Source organism: Amycolatopsis sp. NPDC098790 (genome assembly GCF_044759945.1).
In the GTDB taxonomy this organism is placed as follows: Bacteria; Actinomycetota; Actinomycetes; order Mycobacteriales; family Pseudonocardiaceae; genus Amycolatopsis.
Window position 1 is genome coordinate 1,694,411 of the sequence record NZ_JBIWAI010000001.1, and the last position, 26,789, is coordinate 1,721,199.

The window sequence follows — 26,789 nt, forward strand, 5'->3', positions numbered from 1 at the left end:
GGTGCCGGTGGTGGGTCACCAGGTGGGCTCATAGCATGCCAAGCGACAACGAAGTCCGAGACAAAGGAAGACAGAGTTGTGAGCACCTCCACCGAGGTCCAGCAGGACACGAGGTTCTTCGGGCACCCACGAGGACTGGCGAACCTCTTCGGCGTCGAGATGTGGGAGCGCTTCTCCTACTACGGGATGCTCGGCATCCTGCCGATCTACCTCTACTACAAGGTCGAGCAGGGCGGGCTGGGCCTGGCCCAGGAGTCGGCGCTCGGCATCGTCGGCGCGTACGGCGGCCTCGTCTACCTCTCCGCCGTCGTCGGCGCGTGGGTGGCCGACCGGCTGCTCGGCTCCGAACGGACGCTGTTCTACAGCGCCGTGCTGATCATGATCGGCCACATCAGCCTGGCGCTGCTGCCCGGACTGGCCGGCATCGGCGTCGGCCTCGTGTGCGTCGCGGTCGGCTCCGGCGGGCTGAAGTCCAACGCGACGGCGATCGTCGGCACGCTCTACGCCGACGGCGACGAGCGGCGCGACGCCGGCTTCACGATCTTCTACATGGGCGTCAACCTCGGTGGCTTCGTCGGCCCGCTGCTGACCGGGCTGGCGCAGACCGAGGTCGGCTTCCACCTCGGGTTCGGCCTCGCCGCGATCGGCATGGCGCTGGGCTTGATCCAGTACACGCTGGGCCGCAAGAACCTCGGCGAGAAGGCCAAGGAGATCCCGAACCCGCTGCCGTCGTCGCGGCGCGCGCTCGCGGTCGGCGGTGCTTTGGTGCTGGTCGCCGCGATCGTCGCGCTGGTGGTCAGCGGGGTCGTCAACCCGAACAACCTCGCCGACGTCGTCGTGTGGGTGGTCGGCGTGATCTCGGTGATCTACTTCCTCGTCATCCTGACCAGCGGCAAGATCACCGGCGTCGAGCGCAGCCGGGTGTTCTCGTTCATCCCGATGTTCATCGCGAGCGCGGTGTTCTTCTCGCTGTACCAGCAGCAGTTCACGGTCGTCGCGGCCTACACCGACCAGCGGCTGAACCGGAACCTGTTCGGCTGGGAGATGCCGGTGTCCTGGGTCAACTCGATCAACCCGGTGTTCATCATCGTCTTCGCCCCGCTCCTGGCGGCGCTGTGGACGAAGCTCGGCGAGCGCCAGCCGTCGACGCCGATGAAGTTCGTCCTCGGCACGGTGCTGATGGGCGCGGCGTTCCTGCTGTTCCTGCCGATGGTGGGGAGCGGGCAGAACGCGAGCCCGATGCTCGCGATGGTCGGCATCCTGTTCGTCTTCACGATCGCCGAGCTGTGCTTGTCACCGGTCGGGCTGTCGCTGTCGACGAAGCTCGCGCCGGAGGCGTTCCGGACGCAGATGGTGGCGTTGAACTTCCTGTCGATCTCGTTCGGCACGGCGATGTCCGGCAAGCTCGCCGAGTACTACTCGGTCGACGACGAAGCGCCGTACTTCAGCACGGTCGGCCTGGTCGCCATCGGCGTCGGCGTGCTGCTGTTCCTGGGCATCCCGTTCATCCGCAAGCTGATGAAGGGCGTCCACTAGCCGACGGTGACCCCGAAGATCACCCCGACGAAGTAGGTCACGACCATGGTGAGCGCGCCGACCCCGACGTTGCGGAGGATCGCGCGCCCCACGTTCGCGTCGCCGAGCCTGGCGCTGATGTACCCGGTCAGCGTCAGGCCGACGACGACCGCGGCCGCGCACGCCCACACCCGCAGGGAGACGCCGGCCCAGGCGATGGACAGGATCGGCAGCAGTGCGCCGACGGAGAACGCGAGCAGGGACGCCCACGCCGCCTGCCACGGGCTGGTCAGGTTGTCCGGGTCGATGCCGAGCTCGGCCTCGGCGTGCGCCTGCAGGGCGTCCTTTTCGGTCAGTTCGCGCGCGACGCGGTTCGCGAGGTCCGGCGAGAGGCCCTTGTCTTCGTAGATGCCGGCGAGCTCGCGCTCCTCGGCCTCCGGCATGGTCTTGAGCTCCTGCTTTTCCAGCCGGAGCAACGCCTGTTCGGTGTCGCGCTGGGTGCTCACGGAGACGTATTCCCCACCCGCCATGGAAAAGGCGCCGGCGACGAGCCCGGCGATTCCGGCGGTGAGGATCGTGGTGCTTTCCGTGGTCGCCCCGGCCACCCCGACGACGATCCCGGCGACGGACACGATCCCGTCGTTGGCCCCGAGAACCCCGGCCCGCAGCCAGTTCAGCTTCCCGCCGAGCCCCTGGTGCGGTTCGTGGGCGTGTTCCACGGCGATTTCGGTCACGGGACAAGTGAAACACGAATGGGGAATCGTGGCGAGACTTGTTCTTTTTGTCAGGTAGTCCTAATTGATGCGTGCCTTACCTAAGCCGTCCTGTGTGGACTCTCAGCCGCGATGGGTCATGATGTCGGGTATGGAGGAGCAGGTGTGGCAGCCGCTGCGGACGGTGGAGGGCCTCCCGCTGAACGGCGGCGAGGGCCGCTACCGGCTGCTGGAGACGGCGTCGAGCGGGCTGGCGTATTTGATCCACTACCCGGCGGGGGTGGCCTCGCCAACGCACGCGCACGACCACGACTCGATCGTCTACGTGCTGTCGGGGCGGTTGAGGGGTGCGGTGGACGGGGTGGAGGGGGAGCTGGAGCCGGGGGATTCGGTGCTGCACCCCCGCGGGGTGGCCCACCACGTAGAGGCGCTGACGGACTCGATGTGGGTGGAGTTCAAGTCCCCGCTGCCCGGGCGTCCACCAATCGCCTGAAAGCGGAAACGCCCGGCCCCGCTCGAAGCGGAACCGGGCGTTTCCTGGGAGTGAAGCCTCAGGCGTCCAGCTCGGCGAGGGCCTGCTTGGCCTTCTCGAGCTCGGCCTCGAGCGCCGCGACCTTCGCCGCCTGCGCCTCGCGGGCCTGGTTGATCACCTCGTCGATCGGGCCGGACAGGTCCGCGTGCAGCTCCTTGGCCGCGCGCGACACCGCCGCCGCGGGGATCTCCAGACCCTTCGCGACCCACTTCGAACCGTTCTTCAGCTCGGCCTGCCACTCGCCGTCGGCCGTGCCGGTGACGGTCAGGGTCAGCTCGACCGTGCGGGTCTTCTTCGCCGTCGACGCCGTCGCCGCACCCTTCGGGCGGCCGCGCTTCGGCTTCGGGGCCTCTTCGGCGGCGGGCTCGGCCGAGCCCTCCGAAGAAGCCGGGGACGCGGACTCGGTGACGGTCGCCTCGTCGGCGGAAACCTCCGGAGCCGGAGCGGCCGAAGCCGGAGCGGAAGCCGAAGCCGAAGCCGTTTCCTCGTCGTGCGTCAGGACATCCACGGTCATCGTCGTGTCGTCTCCTTGCCCGGGAAGGGGGTGTGGTTCGCGGCACAGCGTAGAACATGCGTTCGAGCCGTGCCACTCGGGGGGTCATGACAGAGCCCTCCCGGCGCGAAGCCGGAAGGGCCCTGACGACGAGAACGCTAGCTCACTCCTCGGACTTGCCCGACTTCAGGCCCGACGAGATCAGGTCCATCACCGACGAGTCGGCCAGCGTGGTCACGTCACCGACCTGCCGGTTCTCGGCCACATCCCGCAGGAGCCGGCGCATGATCTTGCCCGAGCGCGTCTTCGGCAGCTCCGGCACGACCATGATCTGCCGCGGCTTCGCGATCGGCCCGATCTCCTTGGCGACGTGGTTGCGCAGCGCCTGGATGGCCTCTTCGCCGCCGTCGACCGCGTTGCCGCGCAGGATGACGAACGCGACGATGCCCTGGCCGGTCGTCGGGTCGGTCGCGCCGACGACCGCGGCCTCGGCCACCGTCGGGTGCGACACGAGCGCCGACTCGACCTCGGTCGTCGAGATGCGGTGGCCGGACACGTTCATCACGTCGTCGACGCGGCCCAGCAGCCAGACGTCACCGTCGTTGTCGTACTTCGCGCCGTCGCCGGCGAAGTAGAAGCCCTGGTCCTTGAAGCGCGACCAGTACGTGTCGCGGAAGCGCTCCTCGTCGCCCCAGACGCCCCGCAGCATCGACGGCCACGGCTTGTCGAGCACCAGGTACCCGCCGCCGCCCGGGCCGACCTCGGTGCCCTGGTCGTCGACGACCTTCGCGGAGATGCCCGGCAGCGCCTTCTGCGCCGAGCCCGGCTTGGTCGAGGTGACGCCCGGCAGCGGCGAAATCATGATCGCGCCGGTTTCGGTCTGCCACCACGTGTCGACGATCGGCGTCTTGCCCGCGCCGATGTTCTCGCGGTACCAGATCCACGCCTCGGGGTTGATCGGCTCGCCGACCGAGCCCAGCACCCGCAGCGACGACAGGTCGTACTTCTCCGGGATTTCCGCGCCCCACTTCATGAACGTGCGGATCAGCGTCGGCGCCGTGTAGTAGAGGGAGACCTTGTACTTCTGGATGATCTCCCAGTGCCGGCCCTCGTGCGGGGTGTTCGGCGTGCCTTCGTAGACGACCTGCGTCACGCGGTTGGCGAGCGGGCCGTAGACGATGTAGCTGTGGCCGGTGATCCAGCCGATGTCGGCGGTGCACCAGTAGACGTCTTCGCCGGCCTTGTGGTCGAAGACGTTGTGGTGCGTGTACGCCGTCTGCGTCAGGTAACCGCCCGAAGTGTGGAGAATGCCCTTCGGCTTCCCGGTCGTTCCGGACGTGTAGAGGATGAACAGCGGGTGCTCGCTGTCGAACGCTTCGGGAGTGTGCTCTTCGGACTGTCCGTCGACGAGCTCGTGCCACCACAGGTCGCGGCCGTCGGTCCACGGGACGTCGCCCTCGAGCTTGTCGCCCGTGCGCCGCACGACGATGACCTTCTCGACGGTCTCGGCGCCTTCGAGCGCTTCGTCGACGTTGGCCTTCATCGGCGCGGCCTTGCCGCGGCGGAACTGGCCGTCGGAGGTGATCACGACCTTCGCGGCGGCGTCGTCGACGCGGGCCCGCAACGCCGTCGGGGAGAAGCCGCCGAAGACGACGTTGTGCAGCGCGCCGATCCGCGCGCACGCGAGCATCGCGAAGATGGCCTCGGGGACCATCTGCAGCTGGATCGCCACGACGTCGCCGGCGTTGACGCCCAGCGACGTGAGTGCGTTGGCGGCCTTGGAAACCTCGGTCTTCAGCTCGGCGTAGGTGATGTCCCGCGTGTCACCCGGCTCGCCGACCCAGTGGATCGCGACCTGCTCGCCGTGCCCGGACTCGACGTGCCGGTCGACGCAGTTGTACGCGACGTTCAGCTTGCCGCCGACGAACCACTTCGCGAAGGGCGCATTGGTCCAGTCCAGTACCGTGGTCCACTTCGTGTCCCACGTCAGCCGCTCCGCCTGCTTGGCCCAGAACGCTTCGCGATCGGCGTCCGCCTCGGCGTAGAGGTCGGCCTTCGCATTGGCCTGGCCAGCGAATTCGTCACTGGGCGGGAACGTGCGGCTCTCGGTGAGCAGGTTGTCCAGGGCGGGGGACTGCTCGGTCATGGTTGCAAGGCCTCCTGTAGTGCGCCGACATGACGGCTAGCGGCACGCTAGCGACGTTAGTCCGCCTTGTAAAAGGTTGCACCCACGTTGCCCGGTCGTTTCACCGAGGCAGGCGAGCCGCGGTGACTAAGCGTTCGTTCAGCCGCGCCTTCGCGGCGGGCCACTCCGGCGCCACCATCGAATAGGTGACGGTGTCGCGGGACGAGCCGTCCGGCCGGATCCGGTGCGCCCGCAGGATGCCTTCGCGAAGCGCGCCAAGCCGTTCGATGGCGCGTTGCGAACGCAGGTTGCGGATGTCGGTCTCCCACGCGACCCGTTGCGCACCAAGGGTTTCGAACGCGTGCTGCAGGAGGAGCCGCTTCGACTCGGTGTTCAGCCCGGTGCGCTGCCAGTCCGCGCCGATCCACGTATGCCCGATCGAAAGGATCCGGTGCTTCTCGACGACCTGGTAGTACGACGTCGTCCCGGCGACGCGCCCGGAGGCGACGTCGATCTGCGCGAAGGGCCGCCGGTCGGGGTCGGCGAGCGCCCCTTCGACGAACTGCTCCATGGCCGCGAGGTCGGCGGGCTGCCGGACGCTCAGCCACGCCCAGATGCCGGGGTCGGTGCCCGCTTCGAGGAGGCCCTTGGCGTGCTCGGGCGTCAGCGGCTCCAAGCGGACGTGCTCGCCGGACAGGGTCGGTTGGGTGTTCCAGTCGCTCACGTGATCACCGTAGGCGGCGCATTGGCTTTCCGAGATAGCCAGTTTCCGAGCATTTTCGAAGGCCACTTCGGGGTTGCCTATGCTCGGCTGACCACGACGAAGGGCGAGATCGATGGGCGAAGAGCGCGAAGAGCTGAGCTGGGAGCTGTTCGGCACCGCGAGCCGTGAACTGGCTCACACCATCGCCGACGACGGCTTCGCGCCGGACCTCATCCTGTCCATCGCCCGCGGCGGCCTCTTCGTCGCCGGCGCGCTCGGCTACGCGCTCGACGTCAAGAACCTGCACGTGATGAACGTCGAGTTCTACACCGGCGTCGACCAGCGCCTCGACCTGCCGGTGATGCTGCCGCCGGTGCCCAACGTCGTCGACCTGACGAGCAAGAAGGTGCTGATCGCCGACGACGTCGCCGACACCGGCGCCACGCTGAAGCTGGTCCGCGACTTCTGCCTCGAGCACGTCGCCGAGGTGCGCTCGGCGGTCGTCTACGAGAAACCGCACTCGACGGTGAAGTGCGAGTACGTCTGGCGGCACACCGACCGCTGGATCAACTTCCCGTGGTCGGTGCTGCCGCCCGTGGTCTCCCGCGAAGGCCAGGTCCTCGATGCCTGATCCGCTCAAGCCCCTCCTCGACCTCGAAGGCGTCGCGGCGGCCGCGAAGTCCGCTCAGGACGCCGTGTTCGCGGTCCACCGGCTCCCGGCCAACCTCCGCGGCGGCGCGGCGACCGCGGCCGAGGCGTCGGTCCGCGCGGCCCGCGCGTCCGCCGGCATCGAAGGCGCGAACCCCGAACTGCCGGCCGACGGCGCGGTCGCCGACCCGGTCCTGGCCGGCGCGCTGCGCGTCGCGGAGACGCTCGAAACGCTGCTCCCGACGTGGCGCCGCGCGCCGTTGCAAGCCTTGGCGCGCATGCACGTGCTGGCGGCGGCGGACCTCGTCGACGACCCGGATGCGTTGGGACGCCCGCATTCCGGCGGTGGCCGGCTCGAGCTGCTCGCCCAGCTCGTGACGGGCGCGACGTCGGCCCCGGGCCCCGTGCTGACGGCCGTCGTGCACGGGGAACTGCTGGCGCTCAAGCCGTTCGGCAGCGCGGACGGCGTCGTGGCGCGCGCCGCGGCCCGGCTGACGATGGTCGCGACGGGGCTGGACCCGAAGGCCCTGAGCATTCCCGAAGTCGCGTTCTTCCGCCGCGTGCCGCGTTATCTCGAAGCCGCTTCGGGGTTCGCAAGCGGGGAGCCCGAAGGCGTACGCGCGTGGCTGCTCTTCTGCTGCGAGGCGTTCGAAGCGGGCGCGCGCGAGGCGAAGAGCATCTCCGACGCGGCGTCTTAAGAGGACAGTTTCGCCGACCACTTCTCTTCGATGCGACCGAACCGCCACACCGCCAGCGCGACGACCCACGTCAGCACGAACAGCCCGACGATCCCGAACCCGACGTAGTCCAGGTCCACCGACGCGATCGCGGCCAGCGGTCCCGAGGTGATGTCGAGCTTCTCTGCGAGGATTGACACCAGCTCGATCGTGCCGATGACGAACGCGACGGCGACCGACAGCGTCGTCACCGTGATGTTGTAGAAGATCTTGCGCACCGGCTTCGCGAACGCCCAGCCGTAGGCGAAGTTCATGAAGCAGCCGTCCACGGTGTCGAACAGGCTCATCCCGGCGGCGAACAGGATCGGCAGCACGAGGATCGCGTACCAGGGCAGGGCGAACGTCGCCGCGCCGGCGGCCAGCACCAGCAGCCCGATCTCGGTCGCGGTGTCGAAGCCCAGCCCGAACAGCACGCCGACGGGGTAGATGTGCCACGGCTTGCGCACGGACTTCGTCGCGCCGCGCAGCAGGCGGTTCATCACGCCGCGGTTGTTCAGCTGGTGCTCCAGCGCGGCCTCGTCGAACTCGCCGTGCCGCATCCGCTTGAACACCCGCAGGATGCCGATCAGCACCACGAGGTTGAGGATCGCGATCACGTACAGGAACACGCCGGACACGGACGTCCCGATGATGCCGGTCGCGTTGTGCAGTGCCGAGGAGTCGTCCTCGACCTGCCCGGCCAGCGCGCGGACGCCGAGGGAAAGCAGCAGGCAGAGCGCGAACACGATCGTCGAGTGCCCGAGCGAGAACCAGAAGCCGACCGAAAGCGGACGCTGGCCGTCGGCCATCAGCTTGCGGGTCGTGTTGTCGATGGCGGCGATGTGGTCGGCGTCGAACGCGTGCCGCATGCCGAGCGTGAACGCCGTGACGCCGAGGCCGATCCCGAAGACCCCGGACGCGCCGAGCGCGTAGTGCTGGGGTGCGACGAAGACCGCCAGCACCACCCAGCCCACGACGTTGAGCAGCAGGATGAACCCGGCCATCCCGCCGATGGACACCCACTCGCGGCGCGAAAGCCCGCGCCGCGAGTCCTCGATCGTGCTCGCCATCGCCGCCCGCCTTCCCTCATCTGAGAGGTTAGACAGGTGAGCAGATGAAGAGCAATCAGCTGGCGCGCACGCGCACCAGGTCCAGCGCCTTCCGCACGTGCCCACCGGACGCGTGCAGTGCCTTCGCGGCGCTCTTGACGTCCTCGCCGGACAGCAAGTGCACCAGCGCCACCTTGAGGTCGCCCCCGGCCTCGGTGAGCGCGTCCGAGCAGTCCGCCATCGTCATGCCGGTGGCTTCCTGCAGGATCCGGATGGTCCGGCCGCGCAGCTTCGCGTTCGTCGCCCGCATGCTGACCATCAGGTTGGAGTAGGTCCGGCCCAGCTTGATCATCGTCGCCGTGGAGAACGACGTGAGGATCATCTTCTGCGCCGTGCCCGCCTTCATCCGGGTCGAGCCGGCGATCGCCTCCGGGCCGGTGTCGACGGCGATGAGCACGTCGACGCCGGTCGGCTTGGCGGCCTTCGGGTTGCCCGAGACCAGCCCGGTGCGGGCACCCTGGCGCGACGCCGCGGCCAGCGCACCCAGCACGTACGGCGTCCGGCCCGACGCCGTCAGCCCCAGCACGAAGTCGCCCGGCTGGACCATGGCGGCCATCTCGGCCGCGCCGGCCCCGTCGTCGTCCTCCGCGTTTTCGACGGCGCTGCGCAGGGCCTTCTCGCCGCCGGCGTGGTGCGCGATGAACCAGTCCGCCGGCACGTTGAACGTCGGCACCAGCTCGGCCGCGTCCAGCGTGGCCAGGCGCCCCGACGTGCCCGCGCCGACGTAGTGCACCCGGCCGCCCGCCCGCAGGGCTTCGACCGCGTAGTCCACCGCGCGGGCCACCTGCGGCAGCACCTCGGCCACCGCGCCGGCGACCGTGCGGTCCTCGGCGTTGATCGCGCCCAGGATCCCCGCGGTGGACATCAGGTCGATGTCCGTGGTGCGGGGATTGCGGGTTTCGGTCGGCGAATCGACGTGCACCGCCTGCGTGGGGACGGTCATCATGCGCCTCACATTTTCTCCGGTCATCACTTGCCGGTTTCCCGCGGACGGCGACGACCGTCCGGCCTGACCCCCAAGCGGTGCGAGCCGACCGCGTCCCTGGTCGCGTCCAGGGCGCTGACCGACGCGTCCATGTGCCGCTGCGCGACGCCGATGAACAGGCAGTCGATGACGGTGAGCTGGGCGATGCGGCTCGCCGTCGCTCCCGAACGGAAAGTGGTTTCCCGGGCTGCGGTCGTCAAAACGTAGTCGGCGACCTCGGTGATCGGGGACCGCGGGAAGTTCGTCACGGCGATGGTGACCGCGCCGTGCTCGCGGGCCACCCGCAGCGCCTCGACGGTGTCGGTGGTCGCGCCGGTGTGCGAGACGCCGATCGCGACGTCACCGGGGCTCAGCACCGCGGCCGAGGTCAGCATGATGTGCGTGTCCGACCACGAGAAGCAGACGCGGCCGATGCGGTGCAGCTTCTGCTGCAGGTCCGCGGCGACGAACGCGCTGGCGCCCACGCCGTAGACGTCCACGCGGCCGGCGCTCGCGACGACCTCGATCACGCGCTCCAGCGTGGCGACGTCGAGCTGGTCGGCGGTCTCTTCGACGGCACGCGCGTCGGCGAAGCTGACCTTGCCGATGACGGCCGCCAGGTCGTCCTCCGGGCCGATCTCGCCGCCGAGGTTGCGCGTGGTGCGCGCCTCGGTGCGCGCGGTGTCCGCGGCCAGCGCGATGCGCAGCTGCGGGTACCCGCCGACGCCGACGGCCTTGCAGAACCGCGTCACCGTGGTCTCGCTCGTGTTGGCGGCCAACGCCACCTCGGTGATGCTGCGTCTCGCCACCGAGGCGGGATCTTCCAGCACCACCTTGGCCACGCGCTGCTCGGCGCGGGCCAGTCCGGGGAGCAGGGACCGGATCCGCACCAGCGGGCTGGCGTCCGCGTCGCGCACGGCCGGCTGGACCGCGACGGCTTCGGACGGTGCCGCGCTGATTACGGATTCGGTATCACTCACCGTCGGAAAGTTACTAACCGTTGGCATCTGCGACAAGGCTACCCACACCCTTCGGTCGGATCGCAACCCGTCCGTGTCTGCGGATCTGGATTTGCGATTAATCACTGACCAGAAAGTCGCCAACCAGGTCGGTCTTGTTAACGAGGTCAAGCTAACGACTTGGCAACTTAGTGTCGCGGCGCAAACGGCAAGCAGACGGTAAACTCGGCGAGATTCTCGACGGTCGGCGACCGCGCGGTCACCTTGCGCTCAAGTGCCAACCCTCCGCGACGAACGCGGCGGGGTTTCGTTCACCGTCGAGGAGTGATCGGCCGCTCTCGGTGACTTTCACACCGTCGACCGAAACACCGCGGCCCGTGTAACTCGGGTCGGTGCTGTAACGCCAGCGCAGGCTCACCGAGGTTCCCCGCGGAAGGGTGCCCGCCGCCCGCCACCAGGCACGGTGCCCGTGTCCGGAGAGCGACGTCACATCTCCGGAGGGTGCGCCCGGGCCGGATACCGACAACGCGATCGGTTGCCAGTTCACCCCGTCGGTGGTCGCCTGCAGCTGAAGTGGATCAGTGCTTCCCTCGGTGTCCACGAAGGCGTAAAAGGACACGCGTGCTTGATCACTTTGCGTAGTAAAGGGGCCGGTACTCAGCGTGGCGACACCGGCGTTACCCAGCGTGCTCGTCCAGGCGTCCTTCCCTGCCTTGGGTTCGACGGCCATCGCCGTCGCCAGCGACGTCGCCCACACCTGGCGCGCGGTGTTGATCGAGCCCCAGTTGCGGGAGGGGTGCACGCGGTTGGTCAGCAGGATCGCGAAGGAGCGCGACTCCGGGTCGATGACCAGCGTCGTCCCGGTGAAGCCGGTGTGCCCGGCGGTGACCGGCGACGCCAGCGCGCCCATGTACCAGGGCTGGTCGAGCTCGAAGCCGAGGCCGTGCGCGTCGTCCGGGAACTGCTGGTTGTAGTTGGTCAGCATCATCTGCCGCACGGTGTCCTCGCGGAGGATCCGGTGCCCGCGGTAGCTGCCGCCGTTGAGCATCGTCTGGGCGAGGACGGCCATGTCGTTCGCGGTGCTGAACACGCCCGCGTGCCCGGCGACGCCGCCGAGCGACCACGCGTTCTCGTCGTGCACGCTGCCGCGGACCATCCCGCGCGGCGGGTTGGCCTCGTACTCCGTCGCGGCGATCCGGTTCAGCTTCGACGCGGGCGGGTTGTAGCCGGTGTCGACCATGCCGAGCGGCGCGGTGATCCGGTCGTGGACGACCTTGTCGAGGCTCTGCCCGGTCAGCTTCTCGACGATGAAGCCGAGGGTGAGCAGGTTGATGTCGGAGTAGAGGTAGGTCGTGCCCGGCTTGTTCTTCAGCGGGCTGTCGAGCACCGCCTGCCGGCGCGACGGGATGTCCGGGTAGCCGGCCCACAGCGACGGGATCGGGTCGGCGTCGAACCCGGAGACGTGCGTGAGCAGCATCTTGACGGTGATGGCGGCCTTGTCGCCGGTCGCGAACTCCGGGAAGAACTTCGACACGGGCGTGTCGATGGTCAGCTGCCCGCGTTCGACCAGCTGCAGCACGGCGATCGACGTGAACAGCTTCGAGATCGACGCCATGTCGAAGATGGTGTCGTTGCGCATCGGGACCTGCTGGTCGGCGGGCAGTTCGGTGCCCGCCGCGCCGGCGTACCGCAGCGCGCCGCCGACGGCGTACCGGTCGACGACCACGCCGTTGTGGGCCAGCAGGCCGACCGCGCCGGAGAAGTGCGGGTGCCCGGTGGCGTCCGGTTTCGTCCAGCTCGCCAGGAAGTCCTCGGCGGCCTTGATCGGCGCCGGATCGAGGTTGACCTCCCGGGGGCTCCCGGTGCGCAGCGTCGTCCACGCCGGGGCGAACCCCTGCTGCGGCCGGTCGAAGCGGCCTGCGTCGTCGTGGCGTCCGATGGCGCTGGCTCCCGAGGTCAACGTGGTCAGCGCGACCAGCACTCCGGTGGCCGCGGCGATGACCTTCCTAGCACGCACGAGTTCCCCCTCAGCGGTAGAGCAGGTGGCGACGACGTTTCCGGTCGAATTCGGCGAGCTCGGCCCGCCAGGCCCCGGTGACCTCGTCGACGCCCGCTCCGGCGTCGACCATGGTCCGCAGGCGGTCGGACCCGGAGAGCTTGTCGATGTAGTTGTCCGGGCGCCAGGCGAAGACGTCCGGGTGCAGCGCCTTCGCCGTCACGAGCATGGCGACCGCGGTGCGGATGGCGTCGAACACGCGCGGGTCGCCCACGCTCACCTGCACGCCCCCGCAGGCCTGGTTGACGAACTTGCTGAACGTCGGCACGAAGTAGATCTCGCGGAACTTCGCCCCGGGCAGCTGGAGGTCTTCGAGCTTCTCGCGCCAGCGCCAGTCGAGTCCGGGCGCGCCGATGATCTCGAACGGCCTGGTCGTGCCACGGCCTTCGGAGAACACCGTGCCTTCGAACATGCCGGTGCCGGGGTAGACGAGAGCCGTGTCGGGGGTCGGCATGTTCGGGCTCGGCAGCACCCAGTTCAGGCCGGTCTGCGCGAAGAGCGTGTCGCGCTGCCAGCCGCGGACCTGGACGACGTCGAGGTGGTCCAGCTGCACGCCTTCGCCGGGCAGGAACTCCTCGGCGAAGAAGCGGGCCAGCTCGCCGACGGTCATGCCGTGCTGCTGGACGATCGGTTTCCGGCCGATGCCGGACGCGAACTTCGGGTCGAGCAGCGGGCCCGCCGCCCGGCCGCCGATCGGGTTGGGCCGGTCGAGCACGACGAACGCGGCCTTGACCTGCGCGGCGGCCACCATCGCCGTGTAGAGCGACCAGATGTAGGTGTAGAAGCGCGCGCCGACGTCGGCGATGTCGAAGACGACCGTGTCGACGCCCGCCTTGGTGAACAGCGTCGCGAGTTTCGCCGCGTCGACGCCGTACGCGTCGTACACCGGGACGCCCGTGCGCGGGTCCGTGTAGTCGCCTTCGGAGCCGCCGGCCTGCGCGCTGCCGCGGAAGCCGTGCTCGGGCCCGAAGGCCGCGACCGGCTTGACGCCGGCCGCGACCATCGAGTCGACGATGTGGTCGCCGTTGAGCAGGACACCGGTCGGGTTCGACAGGACGCCCAGCTTGCGGCCCTTGAAACTTCGCCAGCCCTGGGCGGCCAGCTGCTCCGCGCCGGTGAGGACGCGACCGTGACCCTGGGGTTCGGCTCCGGCCACCGCGGAGCCGCCCGCGAGGGCCGGGACCGCGAGCGCGCCCGCGCCGAGGAAGTGGCGCCGGTTGAGGTTCACCAGGTCAGCCCGTGGCCGAAGGGGTACTTGACGGTGTGCACGTCGGCGCCCGCCGGGATGTCGACCGGCAGCTTCCCGACCGGCTTCGTCTCGCCGAGGATCACCTTGGCCAGTGCTTCGAGCGTCGGCCCGATGTAGCCGTAGGTCGCCAGCCAGGTCTTGACGGTGGACGCGTAACCGGCGTCGTACGGGATCTGCGCGGCGACCGCGACGACCGGCTTGCCCGTGGCCTGCAGAGCGTCGAGGAGCTTGGTCTGCAGCGGGAAGCCGCCGATGTTGTTGGTCAGCACGACGACCAGGTCGACGTTCTTGGCGTTGGCGACGGCTTGCGCGATCTGGGCGTCCGTCGGGGCCTGGCCGGTCTGGTAGGCCGTCGCGGCCGTGCCGTGGGCGGTCAGCTTCTGCGCGAGCGTCGTCGTGGTGGAGACGCCCCAGCCGGTGACGAGCGCCGTGGCGGGCTTCTGCTTCAGCGGCAGCAGGCCGGCGTCGTTCGCGACGGCCGTGATGCCGCGGTCGGCGATGTCCTGCGCGGTGGCGAGGTGCGCCGGCGTGCCGACGGTCTTCATCACCCGGTTCGGGTCGACGAACGGCGCGAAGAGCATGCCGCTCTTGAACTTCAGCTTCAGCACGCGCAGCACGCTCTGGTCGATCCGCTGCATCGGGATGTCGCCGGACTTCACGGCGGCGAGCACCGAGTTGATGGCGACGTCGAGGTGCACCGGCATGAGCAGCTGGTCGACGCCGGCCTTGAGCGCGAGGACCGGGATTTCGGCGTCGCTGTGCATCTCGCGCACGCCCTGCATCTCGAGGGAGTCGGTGATGACGACGCCGTTGTAGTGCAGCTCGTTGCGCAGCTTGCCGGTGACGATCGGCTTCGACAGCGTCGCCGGCTCGAGCGACGGGTCGAGGCTGGGGAACTGGATGTGCGCGGTCATGATCGAGTCGATGCCGGCCTTGATGGCGGCCTTGAACGGCGGCACGTCGGTGGCCCGCCACTGGTCCTCGGTGCTGTCGATCCGCGGCAGGCCGGTGTGGCTGTCGGTCGGCGCGGCGCCGTGGCCCGGGAAGTGCTTCGCGGTCGCGGCCACGGACTTCTGGAAGCCCCCGACCTCGGCGGTCACGAAGTCGCTGGCCAGGCCGGGCTGCCCGGCGAACGACCGGACGCCGATGACCGGGTTCACCGGGTTGGAGTTGACGTCGGAGTCGGGCGCGAAGTCCTGGTTGATGCCGACGGCCCGCAGCTCCTGGCCGAGGATGGTCGCGGCCTTCGTCGCGCGGCCGGTGTCCCGCCCGGCGGAGATGGCCATGGCGTTCGGGAACTCCGTGGCCGGCGCGCCCATCCGGGTGACGGTGCCACCCTCCTGGTCGGCGGCGACCTGCAGCGGGATGTGCGCCCCGCTGGTGATGGCGGCCTTCTGGAGGCCGTTGGACAGCTTCGCGACCTGCACCGGGTCGTCGAAGTTGTCGCGCGAGTCGTTGTTGAAGTAGATGACGCCGCCGAGGTGGTACTTCCGGACGACCTGGGCCGGGGTGTCGACCCCGAAGTCGGTCTGGTTCTTCGGGTTCACCTCGTCGGCGGACTTGCCGTTCACCCAGGTCACGAACAGCTGCCCGACCTTCTGCTCGAGCGTCAGCCCCCGCAGTGCCTGCGTCGCCGCGGCTTCCGCCTGCGCGTCGGCGCTCACCCGCGGCGCGCTCGCCGCGGTCGCGACACCCACACCGGTGAGGGCGAGCACCCCCGCGACGGGCAGGGCGAGCGCATGGAACCTCCGATTTCGGGTCGTCACGACCAGCCTCCCAGAAAGTTGCGGGCGCCCGGCGGACGTGAGAAGTCCACTCGGAGGCGCCAGTATCGGGAAGCTACTCACCGAATCCGTCGATGTCCATCGACCGACCGCACGAACGGTCCAGTCGTACCCGGATCGGTAGGAAAGTCGCCGTTCGCAACATGTGTGGCGGCCGAACGGGCGGCGGACCACTTCGGCGACTGGGCTGTACCCGGCTTTCCTTTACCGCCGACTTTCTGCATAGACGAGGCGGCGCCCGTGACCCCGAAGGGTCAACGGGCGCCGCCTGCAAGCGCGAACTTCTCGGGCGACCAAGCGTGCAACTCTGGTCGTACCTACATGGACTCGGCGTGTGGCGTCCCACTACGCAGTCCCTAGACGACGAGCCTCCCGCGGCGCGCTGCGCGTGGGTACCCGGAGTCCGCGCACGGAGGTTTGCCGGGGTGGAACAGGCTTCTCTTCTACCTGCTCCCTGGCCGACCGAACGTCCGCACCTACTTTCTACGCCGTGAGCCCGGTCACTTCAAGTGCGCGGATGGGTGCACCGGTACAGAGGCTGGATCGGGTGACACCGGCACCCTGCGCGACGGACAATTCGGGGCTGGGCCAAGCAAAGCCGAGGCCGTGCGGCCGTGTGGGTGGCGGTTGATCGGCTATCGGGACCGACGGCGACGGTTGAGGCCGTACCAGGTCGCGCCGGCCGCCACCGCGCCGACACCGAGCGCCACCATCCCCGCCGATCGCGTCGGGATCCGGCTGCGCAGCGACATCGGCCGGTCGAACGCCAGGATCGGCCACCCGCGCTCGAGGGCCTCCCGCCGCAGGAGCTTGTCCGGGTTGACCGCGTGCGGGTGCCCGACGACTTCGAGCAGCGGGATGTCGGTGCTCGAATCGGTGTAGGCGAAGCACTCGGCGAGGTCGTAGCCGTGGGTCGCGGCGAGCTGCTTCGCGGCGACTGCCTTGTTGGCGCCGTAGCAGTAGAAGTCGACTTCGCCGGAGTAGCGGCCGTCGACGATCTGCATGCGCGTCGCGACGCTCCGGGTCGCGCCGAGCATCTCCGCCACCGGCGCGACGACCTCTTCGCCGGTCGCCGACAGCACGATGACGTCGTGGCCGTCCTCGCGGTGGCGCGCGATCAGCTCCGCCGCCTCCGCGTACACGAGCGGGTCGACGACGTCGTGCAGGGTTTCGCGGACGATCGCCGAAACCTGGGCGACGTCCCAGCCCGCGCACAGCGCGGAAACCTCGGCCCGCAGCCGCTCGGTCTTGTTTTCGTCGGCGCCGGCGAGCGAAAACACCAGCTGCGCGTAGGCGCTCCGCAACGCGGCGCGACGGTTGATCAATCCTTCTTTCAGCAAGGGTTTGCTGAACGCCAGCGCGCTCGACGAGGCGATGATCGTCTTGTCCAGGTCGAAGAACGCGGCCACCGCGTGCTCCGGGCCCGGCTTCCGGATGCGCGACGGGGCGCTGCTCGGTTCGGCCACCTGCCCAGGATAGGAGCTTGATCGCGGCGCGTCCCGTTGATCCACCACCCGCGCGGCGCGGCAGGCGGAAAATCCATGACAGGAAGGCACTTCCGGCGCGCTGTGCCGTTACCGAACTGTGTGCCTCGCCCGGTGCGCGAACCGGCCACCGGCGGAGTTACAGTGAGGGAGCCCGGTGTCCAACCGGGCCGGTTCAGTCCGACCCCCCGGGGCTGAACCCACGGCGGCCCTCGTCCCTCCCCCCTGGCGAGGGCCGCCCTCTTAACTCTCCTCTTGCCTTTCCGGCCCGCGCGTCCGCCGCGGGCCGTTTTGCCTTCCGCTAACCTTTCTCGATTCTGTTTCCCCAGGCCGTGTCGGCCATTCTCGAATACGGTCGAATTCGTCGAATGCGGGCATTCGCCCGGCTTTCCCGCCGCAGGTGCGTCGCGGGCGGGCGCGATCTTGCCACACCCCACCGGCAAAACCGGCTCGCGAGCCGCGCACCGGGCACCAGTTGTCCACAACACCCCGGTTGTCCACAGCCGCCCGCCCACCCCGTTGCGCCCCCGCACCACCGCCCGCGACGGTGGGAACCGGGCCACCCACGGCCCCCACCGACGACGGGGGAGGAACGCATGACGGGGGAACGACCGCTCGTGGTCGCCGCGGACGAAACCGTGCTCGACGAAATCCTGCGCGTGGCCGCGGTCGCGGGCTGCGAGCTCGACCGGGCACCGGACCTGACGGCGGCCCGCGGCCACTGGGCCAGGGCGCCACTGGTGGTCCTCGACGAAGAAGCCGCGCGGCTGCCACCCGTGCTGCCCCGGCGGGGCGGGATCCTCCTGGTCTGCAAGGGCAGTCCGGGGCCGCGGACGTGGGAGAGCGCGTTCCGCGGCGGCGTCGAGCGCGTGATCTCGTTGCCGGACGAGGAGACCGAGCTCGCGGGAGCCTTCGCCGACGTCGTCGAGACGCCGGCGGAGGAAGCCGGCCTGGTGCTCGGCGTGGTCGGCGGCCGGGGCGGCGCGGGCGCGTCCGTCTTCGCCGCGACGCTGGCACTGGCGGCCGACCGCGAACCGGGCGGCGCCCTGCTGGCCGACTGCGATCCCCTCGGCGGCGGGCTGGACCTGTTGGTGGGGCTGGAAAAGACCCCGGGGTTTCGCTGGCCGGAGGTCCAGCCGGGCGGCCGCGTCTCGCTACCGGCGCTGGCAGCGGAGCTCCCGCAGCGAAGACATCGCGGCGGCAGCCTGCCGGTGCTGGCGTGCGGCGGCGAAGGTGAAGGCCCGGCGGTCGAGTCGCTGTCGGCGGTCCTCGCGGCCGGCCGCCGATCGGGCCGCACGGTGGTCTGCGACCTCCCGCGCGCGCTGACCGACGCGGCGGCGGAAGCGGTCGCGGTGGCCGACCTCGTCGTGCTGGTGGTCCCGGTGGAGTTCCGCGCCTGCATGGCGGCGAAACAGGTACTGCGGCAACTCTCGGCGTTGACGGCCCGCCTCGGCGTGGTCGCGTGTGGACGGTCCCGGACGGGCGCAACGCCCCTCCAGACAGCCGGCCTCCTGGGCCCACCCTTGCTGGCATCGATGGACCCGGAGCGAGGCCTGCCAACAGCGATCGAGCGCGGCGAGTTCCCGGCCAAGCCGGGAGGCCCCCTGGCAAAAGCGGCAGCGCAGGTGCTGGCGGTAGCCCGCCGCGAAGCCCGGACGGCGGCCCGATGAGCGCCCACCTCCACCCGCCGGCCCCGCCGATCCGGGTGGCCGAGCTGCTGCTGCCGACGGTCCTGGCGATGGCCGCCCGCGGCCCGGTGAGCGCGGAGAACTTCTTGACGGTGCTGGCGGGCACCCGCGTGACAGCCCATTCCGGAGACTCCCGACCGACGGCGGTGCGACCGTGACGACCAACTTCGTAGACCGCGCCCGCCCGCAGGCGCCGCCGATCGGGGCGGCCGAGTGCCTGACCGTGCTGGCCGGCACCCGCGTAACAGCCGCACGCGCCCGCGACCCCTTCCGCCCGCCAGCACCGCCGATCAGGGCGGCCGAGCTCCTGTTGCCCACGGTTTTGGCCCCCGCCGACCGCGGCCCGGTGACCGTGCCGGCGGGCACCCGCGTGACAGCTCACCCTCGTCCCACGGCGGTGCAACCGTGACCACCGACTTCGTAGACCGCAACCGCCTCTGTCCGCAGGCGCGGCCGATCCGGGTGGCCGAGCTTCTGTCGCCCACGGTCTTGATCCTCGCCGGCCGCGGCCCGGTGACCGCGCTGGCCGGCACCCGCGTGACAGCCCACCCCGGCGACCCCCAACCCGCGGCGGTGCATCCATGACCACCGACTTCGTAGACCGTGTCCGCAACCGCCTCGCCGGCGACCGCCGCCAAGCCGACCCGGTCGCGGTGGCGACGGCCGTCCGGGCCGAAGCCGGCGGCGCCCTCGGCCACGACGCGGTGCTCGACGCGGCCCGCCGCGCCCGCGACGAGTTCGTCGGCGCCGGCCCGCTGGCCCCGCTCCTCGAGAACCCGGCGACGACCGACGTGCTCGTCACCGGCCCGGCCGAAGTCTGGACGGACGGCGCGGAAGGCCTGGCCCGCACCGACATCCGGTTCCAAGACGAGGAAGCCGTCCGCCGCCTGGCCCAGCGCCTCGCCCTCGCGGCGGGCCGCCGCCTCGACGACGCACAGCCCTATGTGGACGGCTGGCTCCCCGGAGCCGGCCCCCACGGCCGCATCCGCGTGCACGCCGTCCTCCCGCCGGTCGCGGCGAACGGCACGTGCCTGTCGCTACGCGTCCTGCGCCCGGCGACGCACGACCTCGCGAAGCTGCAGGAGCTCGGCGCGTTCGACGAGAACGGCGCGAAGGTGCTGCGGACGGTCGTCAAGCGCCGGATGGCGTTCCTCGTCACCGGCGGCACGGGCGCGGGCAAGACGACGTTGCTGGCCGCGCTGCTCGGCGCGGTCGACCCGGCCGAGCGGATCGTGTGCGTCGAGGACGCCGGCGAGCTGCACCCGGCGCACCCGCAGTTCGTCAGCCTCGTCGCCCGGCCGGCCAATGTGGAGGGTGCGGGCGCGGTGGGCCTGCCGGAGCTCGTCCGCCAGGCGCTGCGCATGCGGCCCGACCGCCTGGTGGTCGGCGAGGTCCGCGGCGCCGAGGTGGGCGCCCTGCTCGCGGCCATGAACACGGGCCACGACGGCGGCGCGTGCACGGTCCACGCGAACTCCCCGGCCGAGGTACCGGCCCGCATCGAGGCGCTGGCCGCGCTGGGCGGCCTGCCCCGCGACGCGGTCCACAGCCAGCTGGTCGCGGCGATCCGCGTGGTCCTCCACATGCGACGCGACCCGGGCGGCCGTCGACGCCTCGCGGAAGTGGGCGTCCTGCGCGCGGAACACGGCCGCGCACGAGTCGTCCCGGTGTGGCGCGCGGGCCGCTGGACGATCGACCGCCACCTCTTCGCCGCGACGGGGGCGATCGCGTGCTGAGAAGGAGGTCCCGATGATCACGCCGTGGTTCCCGCTGTGCGCAGGGGCGGCCCTGGCGTGCTGGCCCGCGGCGCCGACTCGCCTCCAGGCCGCGGTCGAGCACCCGGCGACGTTCCGCCTCCCCGACGTGTGGGCGGTGCTCCGATGGCTGCTCCCCGCGGCGTTGGCCGGCGTACTGGCGGGCCTGGGAGGAGCGATCGCCGCGGGAGTGCTGACGCTGGCCTGGCACCAGGAGCGAAAAGCCCACCGCCGCGCCGCAAAGGACATCGAGCTGGCAGCCCACACGGCAACGGCTCTGCGCACGATGGTCGCGGAGCTGCGTTCCGGCGCCCACCCGGTGACGGCGGCGGAAGCAGCGGCCGAGGTGGTCCCAGCACTGGCAGACGACCTGCGAGCACTGGCCACATCGGCCCGCCTCGACGGCGAGCTGAAGGCACCGGCCCTCCCAGAACTGGCGACGGCGTGGACATTGGCCAAACGCCACGGCCTCCCGATGGCCGAGGTCCTGCAAGCGACCCGCAGCGACGCGGAGGCAACGTTGACGTTCGCCCGCCGAACCCGGGCCAAGCTGGCAGGCCCCCAAGCAAGCGCGGCGGTTCTGACGGGCCTCCCAGCGCTGTGCTTGGTGCTGGGCCAGGCGATGGGCGCATCCCCGCTGGAGGTGCTGACCGGGAGCACACCGGGCCAGGTGCTGCTGGTGGTGGGCAGCGTCCTGCTTTGGGCGGGAACAGCGTGGTGCCGAGCCTTGACGGGCCGGGTGAAGCTCCGATGACCGCGACCGTTCTCCTTCTCTGCGCCGCCGCTCTCCTCATCTGGCCGAACGAAGCTGCGGCGAGGCGATTCACCTGGCTGTCCAGCCCTCCAACCCCCGAGCCCCGCAAATGGCCCCGAGCGATCCCCCACCTCGCGACCAGCCTCGCCGGCATCTCGACCGCGGTCCTGATCGGCGGCCTGCCCGGGATGGCCGCAGGCGCCCTGGTGACCGCCGCCGGGTGGTGGGCCGTCCGCCGCAGCCGGCGGCCCCGCGCACCGAACCTCGACGTGGCGGCCAAGCTCCGGCTCGCCCGAACACTCGATCTCCTCGCGGCCTGCCTCCGCGCGGGGCTGCCGGTCCCGACGGCCCTCGACGCGGTGGCCGGCACCGCACCGGCCGAGGCGGGCGCGGCACTCCGCTCCACCGCCGGCCTGCTCGCCCTCGGCTCCACCGCGGAGGAGGCCTGGGCACGAACCGTCCCGGGGCTCGGCGAACTGGCGGCCGCGGCGATCCGGACGTCCCGTTCCGGAGCCGCGTTCGCCACGGCGGCCGCCGACCTCGCCGGGCGGTTCCGCGACGAACTCGCCACCGAAGCTGAGGAACGCGCGGAACGAGCCGGCGTGGCGCTGGCACTGCCCGTCGGCCTGTGTTTCCTGCCGGCCTTCTTCTGCCTGGGCGTGCTGCCGGTCGTCCTCGGCCTGGCCGGACGGCTCGGCCCGCTCTTCTGACCACCGACAAGTACTGAAGGGAAGACCCATGCGCGCGCCCCGCTCCGACGACGGTTCCACCACGGTCGAGTACGCGATCGTCACGGTCGCCGTCGCGGCTTTCGCGGCCGTCCTCTACACCCTCCTCACCGGCGACTCGGTCGTCTCGTGGCTGACGAACCTGGTCATGAAGGCCCTGACGGTGCCGTCGTGAGCCGAAGAGACGAAGGAGCGGTGACGGTCGAGGCGGCCCTCGGCCTGGCCGCCCTGACGGTGGTGACGGTCCTGCTGGTCGCGGGCCTCACGATCCTGACGAGCCAGCTCCGCTGCACGGACGCAGCCCGCGAGGCGGCGCGGCTCCTGGCCAGAGGCCAACCCCAGGAGGCGGCCTCGGCGGTCCACAACATCGCCCCACCGGGGGCGAACCTCGCCATCAGGCACGACGGCGACGCGATAACGGTCGAGGTGAGCACCCACCCGGCGGGCGGGCTGCTGCCGTCGATCGCCCTGAACGCGACGGCATACGCGGTCGCCGAACCCGGAACGGAGGCCGCCGATGAGCCAGGCTGAACCACGCTCTGACAGCGGCGTGGCCACCATCTGGACAGCAATGGCAGTGGCCGCGCTGACCGGGGTGGCGGTCCTCGGCTGCTGGCTCGCGACGGCGGTCCTGGCCCGTCACAGGGCAGAGACAGCCGCCGACCTGGGCGCGCTCGCGGCCGCCTCGCACGCGGTGGAAGGCCCGGTCCGGGCATGTGAGCGCGCGAGGTGGATCGCGGACCGGATGGCGGTCACGCTCCTGGCCTGCAGATGGCAGCAACTGGACGCCTTCGTGGAGGTGCGGGCACCGAGCCTGGCGTTCGGCGGACTGCCGGGCCCCTCCGCCAGAGCCCGCGCCGGCCCCGCGGGCCGACCACCGTGACCGGCTCATCGGCCGGAGCCCGCGCCGGGCCCACCGGTCGGAGCCCGCGCCGGGCCCACTGGCGGCCCACCCGGAGGCCAGGTGGCCCGTCAACCGGCCCGGGCCAGGTGGCCCGTCAACCGGCCCGGGCCGCAGCCCGAGTCGCCGACCGGCGACGTGCCGGGCCGGTGTGGCCACCGCGTCCGGATCGCCACGGCCCTGACCGCTCACCGGGACCCCGTGAACCGCCCGTTCGCCGGACGCCGACCGGTCGGTATGCCACGGTGACCGGCTGATCCGCCGGGGCGGACGATAAGTGGCCAATTGTCACGGGCAGCGGTCGGTAGTGCACGGTGAGCGGTCAAAAAGGCTGCTCACCTGGGCCGATTCCTCCGGCAAAAGCCGCCGCTCAACGTCCGGGCAAGCCCTCGGTCCTGGGGATTCGCGCGACGAACGGTCCGTCACCGGCTGCCGTTCACCGTCGATCGGACGTCGCCGGGTTCGGTCGGGCTTAGGGACTACCGGGCGTTCATCGCCGCGTAACCACCGGTTGTCGCGCGGGGGTTCCGGGCAATGTGCAACTTGCCGTTAAGTGAGATGTGCGACACCACGGCAGGGTCCCAGCCGGTCGCGGAGAACCGGAACCTAAGGCAGGAAAGACAATGTTGGACGCGAATTGGCCGGACAGCTGGCGCGGCGCCTTCCGCATCGAACTGCGGGCGGAGGCGATCGGTCTCGCCTGGCGTGGCTGGCCGGTGCTCCCGGGCGTCAACCCCGCCCCGCTCACCGAAGGCGACGACCTCACCTGGCGCCGTCCGGTGCCGGCCAGTGACGCCTGGCGCGAGCAGATCGGCACCCACGCCCACGAGGTCGCCACCTGGTTCTCCGACCGGACCCACAGCCTCCTCGTCGCCACCGGCACCGTGCTCGACGCCATCGAGGTCGACGACGAACTCGGCAAGCGCGCCTGCCGCCTGCTGCGCGCCCTCGGTCACCCGGCGCCGATCATCGCGCTGCCGAACGGCCGGTGGCTTTTCCTCACCACCGTCGCCGACCGCATCCCGGCCGAGCTGGCGGCGCGCGCCGACGTCCAGTGGCACGGCAAGGACAGCTACATCCCGCTGCCGCCGTCGCCGTTCCAGCACGGTGTCGTGCACTGGCGCGTCAAGCCCGAGGTCTGCGGCTGGCAGCTGCCGGACGCCGCCGAGGTGCAGGACGTCCTCGTCCGCGCACTGGCCGGTGCCGACGCCGCGCAGCTGGTCCACACCACCGCGGCCTGATCACCGGACGACAGAGCCACCCGAACCACCGCCGACGGCCGGTCCCAGCCCGGCCGAGGCGGAGCACGACACAACTCCATGAACCACCAAGTGGCCGTCTAGGCACCGTGTTGACGCAACGCCCCGAGCACGGTTCCCAGGACAGCCACTGCCCCCGCCTTGTCCAGCGGTTCGTTGCCGTTCCCGCACTTCGGCGACTGGACGCAGGACGGGCATCCCGTCGGGCACTCGCAGGAGACGATCGCCTCCCGCGTTGCGGCCAGCCACGGGACAATCGCGGCATAACCGCGTTCGGCGAATCCCGCACCCCCGGGATGGCCGTCATGCACGAACACCGTCGCCTCCCCGGTGTCTTCGTGCCACGCGGTACTCACCCCGCCGATGTCCCATCGGTCGCACGTAGCGAACAGCGGTAGCAGGCCGATCGCCGCGTGCTCGGCGGCATGCAGGGCACCGGGGACTCGTGCCGGAATCAGTCCGGCACTCCCCGGTGTCCTGCCACCACCCTCGTGAACGGGCCCCCGACCGTTCGCCAGGGGTTCCTCCCCGGTCCCCACCGGCCCCGCAGGTTCGGTCCCCACCCGATGGCCCCCGGTCCCCACCTCGCCATCGGCCGAAGCCCGCGGACGTCTTCCGGCGGCGGCAGCGACCGCCGGCCCCAGCAGCGAAGACGAGATCGTGTACCAGACCGCCCGCGTGTGCAGGCTCTGCTCCGGCAGGTCCAACGGCGTGTGGTCCAGCACCTCACCCGACGGCCGTCGCCGCAGGTAGCCGACCACCTGCGACGTCACCGCCACCTCGCCGAGGCACACACTCACCCCGCCGAAGTCCTGCTTCTCCTGCGTGCTCAGCACCGCGATGTCCACGATCTCGCGTGGGGTCGTCGTCCAGTCCGGGTTCTCCGAGTGGACCATCGCCAGCCCCTGGTCCAGGTCCAGCTCGTCGACGACGTACGACGACCCTTGGTGCAGGTAAACCGCGCCGGGGTGGACCGCGAAGCACGCCGACCCCGGATCGACCGTCCCGAGCATCCGCCCGGAGTCCGACTCGACCACCGCGATCTGCTCGCCACCCGTCCCGCGGATCCCGACCTCGGCGTGTGGCCGCTCCCGCGACGTCCAGTACCAGCCGCTCGACCGCCGGCGCAGCAGTTTCTGCTCCGCCAGCTCGGCCAGCACCTCCTGAGCCGCCGCGCCGCCGAACATCTCCAGCTCCGGAACGGTCAGCGGCAGCTCCGCCACCGCGCACGCGAGCTGCGGCGCCAGCACGTACGGGTTCGCCGGGTCAAGCACCGCCGTCTCGACCGGCCGCGAAAGCAGCGCCGCCGGGTGGTGCACCAGGTACGTGTCCAGCGGATCGTCCCGCGCGACGAACACCACCAGCGCCGAGTCGCCGGAACGCCCGGCCCGCCCGGCCTGCTGCCAGAACGACGCGAGCGTGCCCGGGTAGCCGGCCAGCACCACCGCGTCCAGCCCCGCGATGTCGACGCCCAGCTCGAGAGCATTGGTCGTCGCGACGCCCAGCAACCGTCCCGACAACAACGCCGCCTCCAACGCGCGACGCTCTTCCGGGAGGTAGCCGGACCGATACGCCGCAACGGTTTCCGTCAACGCCGGGTCCACTTCGGACAAAATGCGACGCGTACCCAGCGCGGCCAGCTCCGCGCCGCGCCGGGACCGGATGAACGCCAGCGAACGCGCACCTTCGACGACCAGATCGGCCAGGATCCGCGACGTCTCCGCGCCCGCCGAACGCCGGACCGGCGCGCCGTTTTCTCCAGTCAGTTCTTCCAGCAGCGGCGGCTCCCAAAGCGCCACCGTCCGTGCCCCGCGTGGCGAAGCGTCCTCTGTCACTGCGGAACAAGGCACGCCCGTCAACCGCGAAGCGAACGAAGCAGGCGAAGCCGTAGTAGCCGACGCAAGCACGAACACCGGCGAGGCGCCGTAATGCTCGGCCACACGCCGAAGCCGGCGAAGCAGCAATGCGACGTGCGAGCCGAAAACCCCGCGATAGCTGTGGCACTCGTCGACGACCACGCAGCTCAACCGCCGGAAGAACGCCGCCCACCGCCCGTGTTGCGAAAGGATCCCGCGGTGCAGCATGTCCGGGTTCGTGAACACCCAGTTGGCGTGCGCGCGCACCCAGTCGCGCTCCACCATCGGCGTGTCCCCGTCGAACGACGCCGCCCGTACTCCCGGGACGTCCAAAGAGGACACCGACCGCAGCTGGTCCGCGCCCAGCGCCTTCGTCGGCGACAGGTACAGCGCGTTCGCTTTCTCGCCCGCGGCGAGCCGCGACAGCACCGGCAGCTGGTAGGCGAGCGACTTGCCCGACGCCGTGCCGGTCGAGATCACGACGTGCCGGCCCTCGTACGCGTGCGAAGCCGCCTCCGCCTGGTGCGCCCACGGCAGCGAGACCCCGCAGTCACCGAACGCGCGCACCACCGCCGGATCGGCCCACGCCGGCCACGGCACGCACGTCGCGGACCGGCCCGGCAGGTCCGCGACGTGCGTGATCGGGTCTTCGCGCGCGGGGATGCCGGCGGTCACCCGCCCCAGCAGCCGCCGCCCCCGTGATTCGTCCACCCGCCGAGCTTGGCACAGGGGTACGACAGTTCCGGAGATCGCCGGAGCCCCAACGGAATCCGACCAGAGGGATCGATCAAGTGAGGAGGCT

Annotated in this window: 26 protein-coding genes; 14 read left to right on the forward strand and 12 right to left on the reverse strand. The window is 70.8% G+C overall.

Features of this window, described 5'->3' with window-relative positions:
- The first annotated feature begins 78 nt into the window (after positions 1–78).
- Positions 79–1,536 carry a peptide MFS transporter gene (locus ACIQWX_RS08520; RefSeq protein ID WP_400867311.1) on the forward strand — a complete coding sequence of 486 codons (1,458 nt, stop codon included), beginning with the start codon at positions 79–81 and terminating at the stop codon, positions 1,534–1,536.
- Here the strand turns inward: ACIQWX_RS08520 and ACIQWX_RS08525 are convergent.
- Entirely contained in the window at positions 1,533–2,249 is a 717-nt protein-coding gene (locus ACIQWX_RS08525) for a VIT family protein (RefSeq protein WP_400867313.1), read from the reverse strand. The two genes, ACIQWX_RS08520 and ACIQWX_RS08525, sit on opposite strands and share 4 nt — an antisense overlap.
- Positions 2,250–2,367: 118 nt before the next feature.
- Between ACIQWX_RS08525 and ACIQWX_RS08530 the strand changes: the two genes are divergently transcribed.
- Positions 2,368–2,721 (forward strand): cupin domain-containing protein, encoded by a 354-nt coding sequence (locus tag ACIQWX_RS08530; protein ID WP_400867315.1) that lies wholly within the window; start codon positions 2,368–2,370, stop codon positions 2,719–2,721.
- Between the two features lie 58 nt (positions 2,722–2,779).
- Here ACIQWX_RS08530 and ACIQWX_RS08535 read toward each other — a convergent pair whose 3' ends face one another.
- The 3 genes from ACIQWX_RS08535 to ACIQWX_RS08545 form a co-directional block, all read right to left on the reverse strand.
- Entirely contained in the window at positions 2,780–3,274 is a 495-nt protein-coding gene (locus tag ACIQWX_RS08535) for a DUF6319 family protein (protein ID WP_400867317.1), read from the reverse strand.
- Between the two features lie 142 nt (positions 3,275–3,416).
- Positions 3,417–5,399: an acetate--CoA ligase gene (acs, locus tag ACIQWX_RS08540; RefSeq protein WP_400867318.1), complete on the reverse strand. Its 1,983-nt coding sequence runs from the start codon at positions 5,397–5,399 to the stop codon at positions 3,417–3,419.
- A 100-nt stretch (positions 5,400–5,499) separates the two neighbouring features.
- Positions 5,500–6,102, reverse strand: coding sequence for a GNAT family N-acetyltransferase (locus ACIQWX_RS08545; protein ID WP_400867320.1), 603 nt, complete (start codon positions 6,100–6,102; stop codon positions 5,500–5,502).
- Between the two features lie 112 nt (positions 6,103–6,214).
- Between ACIQWX_RS08545 and ACIQWX_RS08550 the strand changes: the two genes are divergently transcribed.
- Positions 6,215–6,712, forward strand: a complete 498-nt coding sequence (locus tag ACIQWX_RS08550) for a phosphoribosyltransferase (RefSeq protein ID WP_372671571.1) — start codon at positions 6,215–6,217, stop codon at positions 6,710–6,712.
- Positions 6,705–7,427 carry an oxidoreductase gene (locus tag ACIQWX_RS08555; protein ID WP_400867322.1) on the forward strand — a complete coding sequence of 241 codons (723 nt, stop codon included), beginning with the start codon at positions 6,705–6,707 and terminating at the stop codon, positions 7,425–7,427. Before ACIQWX_RS08550 ends, ACIQWX_RS08555 begins: the two co-directional genes overlap by 8 nt.
- Here the strand turns inward: ACIQWX_RS08555 and ACIQWX_RS08560 are convergent.
- The 7 genes from ACIQWX_RS08560 to ACIQWX_RS08590 form a co-directional block, all read right to left on the reverse strand.
- Entirely contained in the window at positions 7,424–8,515 is a 1,092-nt protein-coding gene (locus tag ACIQWX_RS08560) for a HoxN/HupN/NixA family nickel/cobalt transporter (RefSeq protein ID WP_400867324.1), read from the reverse strand. The two genes, ACIQWX_RS08555 and ACIQWX_RS08560, sit on opposite strands and share 4 nt — an antisense overlap.
- A gap of 55 nt (positions 8,516–8,570) precedes the next feature.
- Entirely contained in the window at positions 8,571–9,500 is a 930-nt protein-coding gene (locus tag ACIQWX_RS08565) for an N-acetylmuramic acid 6-phosphate etherase (RefSeq protein ID WP_400867326.1), read from the reverse strand.
- 23 nt (positions 9,501–9,523) lie between these two features.
- Positions 9,524–10,525 (reverse strand): MurR/RpiR family transcriptional regulator, encoded by a 1,002-nt coding sequence (locus ACIQWX_RS08570; RefSeq protein WP_400867328.1) that lies wholly within the window; start codon positions 10,523–10,525, stop codon positions 9,524–9,526.
- Between the two features lie 211 nt (positions 10,526–10,736).
- Complete coding sequence (locus ACIQWX_RS08575) at positions 10,737–12,458, reverse strand: serine hydrolase (protein WP_400869459.1); 1,722 nt, start codon at positions 12,456–12,458, stop codon at positions 10,737–10,739.
- A gap of 46 nt (positions 12,459–12,504) precedes the next feature.
- The gene (locus ACIQWX_RS08580) at positions 12,505–13,761 is read right to left on the reverse strand and encodes an exo-beta-N-acetylmuramidase NamZ domain-containing protein (RefSeq protein ID WP_400867330.1); all 1,257 of its coding nucleotides are present in this window, start codon (positions 13,759–13,761) and stop codon (positions 12,505–12,507) included.
- Positions 13,758–15,497 carry a glycoside hydrolase family 3 protein gene (locus ACIQWX_RS08585; RefSeq protein ID WP_400869461.1) on the reverse strand — a complete coding sequence of 580 codons (1,740 nt, stop codon included), beginning with the start codon at positions 15,495–15,497 and terminating at the stop codon, positions 13,758–13,760. Before ACIQWX_RS08585 ends, ACIQWX_RS08580 begins: the two co-directional genes overlap by 4 nt.
- A 704-nt stretch (positions 15,498–16,201) precedes the next feature.
- Positions 16,202–17,032 (reverse strand): HAD family phosphatase, encoded by an 831-nt coding sequence (locus tag ACIQWX_RS08590; protein ID WP_086679259.1) that lies wholly within the window; start codon positions 17,030–17,032, stop codon positions 16,202–16,204.
- A gap of 614 nt (positions 17,033–17,646) precedes the next feature.
- Here ACIQWX_RS08590 and ssd point away from each other — a divergent pair.
- From ssd to ACIQWX_RS08640, 10 genes are all read left to right on the forward strand, one after another.
- Entirely contained in the window at positions 17,647–18,720 is a 1,074-nt protein-coding gene (gene ssd, locus ACIQWX_RS08595; RefSeq protein WP_400867331.1) for a septum site-determining protein Ssd, read from the forward strand.
- Positions 18,717–18,896 carry a hypothetical protein gene (locus tag ACIQWX_RS08600; protein ID WP_400867333.1) on the forward strand — a complete coding sequence of 60 codons (180 nt, stop codon included), beginning with the start codon at positions 18,717–18,719 and terminating at the stop codon, positions 18,894–18,896. Before ssd ends, ACIQWX_RS08600 begins: the two co-directional genes overlap by 4 nt.
- 247 nt (positions 18,897–19,143) lie before the next feature.
- On the forward strand, positions 19,144–19,323 hold the full coding sequence (locus tag ACIQWX_RS08605) for a hypothetical protein (RefSeq protein ID WP_400867335.1): 180 nt from the start codon (positions 19,144–19,146) through the stop codon (positions 19,321–19,323).
- A complete protein-coding gene (locus ACIQWX_RS08610; RefSeq protein ID WP_400867337.1) occupies positions 19,320–20,471 on the forward strand; it encodes a TadA family conjugal transfer-associated ATPase in 1,152 nt (383 codons plus the stop codon). The genes ACIQWX_RS08605 and ACIQWX_RS08610 overlap by 4 nt, the downstream gene beginning before the upstream one ends.
- Before the next feature lie 13 nt (positions 20,472–20,484).
- Positions 20,485–21,243, forward strand: a complete 759-nt coding sequence (locus tag ACIQWX_RS08615) for a type II secretion system F family protein (RefSeq protein ID WP_400867339.1) — start codon at positions 20,485–20,487, stop codon at positions 21,241–21,243.
- Positions 21,240–21,953: a type II secretion system F family protein gene (locus ACIQWX_RS08620; RefSeq protein ID WP_400867341.1), complete on the forward strand. Its 714-nt coding sequence runs from the start codon at positions 21,240–21,242 to the stop codon at positions 21,951–21,953. Before ACIQWX_RS08615 ends, ACIQWX_RS08620 begins: the two co-directional genes overlap by 4 nt.
- Positions 21,954–21,981: 28 nt before the next feature.
- Entirely contained in the window at positions 21,982–22,146 is a 165-nt protein-coding gene (locus tag ACIQWX_RS08625; protein ID WP_091389387.1) for a DUF4244 domain-containing protein, read from the forward strand.
- A 20-nt stretch (positions 22,147–22,166) separates the two neighbouring features.
- Positions 22,167–22,502: a TadE family type IV pilus minor pilin gene (locus ACIQWX_RS08630; RefSeq protein ID WP_400869464.1), complete on the forward strand. Its 336-nt coding sequence runs from the start codon at positions 22,167–22,169 to the stop codon at positions 22,500–22,502.
- Positions 22,489–22,854 carry an Rv3654c family TadE-like protein gene (locus tag ACIQWX_RS08635; protein WP_400867342.1) on the forward strand — a complete coding sequence of 122 codons (366 nt, stop codon included), beginning with the start codon at positions 22,489–22,491 and terminating at the stop codon, positions 22,852–22,854. The genes ACIQWX_RS08630 and ACIQWX_RS08635 overlap by 14 nt, the downstream gene beginning before the upstream one ends.
- Positions 22,855–23,495: 641 nt before the next feature.
- Positions 23,496–24,113: a bifunctional DNA primase/polymerase gene (locus ACIQWX_RS08640; RefSeq protein ID WP_400867344.1), complete on the forward strand. Its 618-nt coding sequence runs from the start codon at positions 23,496–23,498 to the stop codon at positions 24,111–24,113.
- Between the two features lie 98 nt (positions 24,114–24,211).
- On the opposite strand, the gene ACIQWX_RS08645 is transcribed toward ACIQWX_RS08640, so the two are convergent.
- The gene (locus ACIQWX_RS08645; protein WP_400867346.1) at positions 24,212–26,698 is read right to left on the reverse strand and encodes a DEAD/DEAH box helicase; all 2,487 of its coding nucleotides are present in this window, start codon (positions 26,696–26,698) and stop codon (positions 24,212–24,214) included.
- Positions 26,699–26,789: the final 91 nt, after the last annotated feature.

Excerpts from the sequence above, each read along its gene's own strand:
- ACIQWX_RS08555 (WP_400867322.1), top strand. The coding sequence starts at position 6,705 with ATGCCTGATCCGCTCAAGCCCCTCCTCGACCTCGAAGGCGTCGCGGCG.
- ACIQWX_RS08620 (WP_400867341.1), top strand. The coding sequence starts at position 21,240 with ATGACCGCGACCGTTCTCCTTCTCTGCGCCGCCGCTCTCCTCATCTGG.
- ACIQWX_RS08535 (WP_400867317.1), bottom strand. The coding sequence starts at position 3,274 with ATGACCGTGGATGTCCTGACGCACGACGAGGAAACGGCTTCGGCTTCG.
- ssd (WP_400867331.1), top strand. The coding sequence starts at position 17,647 with ATGACGGGGGAACGACCGCTCGTGGTCGCCGCGGACGAAACCGTGCTC.
- ACIQWX_RS08570 (WP_400867328.1), bottom strand. The coding sequence starts at position 10,525 with ATGCCAACGGTTAGTAACTTTCCGACGGTGAGTGATACCGAATCCGTA.
- ACIQWX_RS08610 (WP_400867337.1), top strand. The coding sequence starts at position 19,320 with ATGACCACCGACTTCGTAGACCGTGTCCGCAACCGCCTCGCCGGCGAC.
- ACIQWX_RS08550 (WP_372671571.1), top strand. The coding sequence starts at position 6,215 with ATGGGCGAAGAGCGCGAAGAGCTGAGCTGGGAGCTGTTCGGCACCGCG.
- ACIQWX_RS08615 (WP_400867339.1), top strand. The coding sequence starts at position 20,485 with ATGATCACGCCGTGGTTCCCGCTGTGCGCAGGGGCGGCCCTGGCGTGC.
- ACIQWX_RS08530 (WP_400867315.1), top strand. The coding sequence starts at position 2,368 with ATGATGTCGGGTATGGAGGAGCAGGTGTGGCAGCCGCTGCGGACGGTG.
- acs (WP_400867318.1), bottom strand. The coding sequence starts at position 5,399 with ATGACCGAGCAGTCCCCCGCCCTGGACAACCTGCTCACCGAGAGCCGC.
- ACIQWX_RS08600 (WP_400867333.1), top strand. The coding sequence starts at position 18,717 with ATGAGCGCCCACCTCCACCCGCCGGCCCCGCCGATCCGGGTGGCCGAG.
- ACIQWX_RS08565 (WP_400867326.1), bottom strand. The coding sequence starts at position 9,500 with ATGATGACCGTCCCCACGCAGGCGGTGCACGTCGATTCGCCGACCGAA.
- ACIQWX_RS08635 (WP_400867342.1), top strand. The coding sequence starts at position 22,489 with ATGAGCCAGGCTGAACCACGCTCTGACAGCGGCGTGGCCACCATCTGG.
- ACIQWX_RS08625 (WP_091389387.1), top strand. The coding sequence starts at position 21,982 with ATGCGCGCGCCCCGCTCCGACGACGGTTCCACCACGGTCGAGTACGCG.
- ACIQWX_RS08560 (WP_400867324.1), bottom strand. The coding sequence starts at position 8,515 with ATGGCGAGCACGATCGAGGACTCGCGGCGCGGGCTTTCGCGCCGCGAG.
- ACIQWX_RS08640 (WP_400867344.1), top strand. The coding sequence starts at position 23,496 with ATGTTGGACGCGAATTGGCCGGACAGCTGGCGCGGCGCCTTCCGCATC.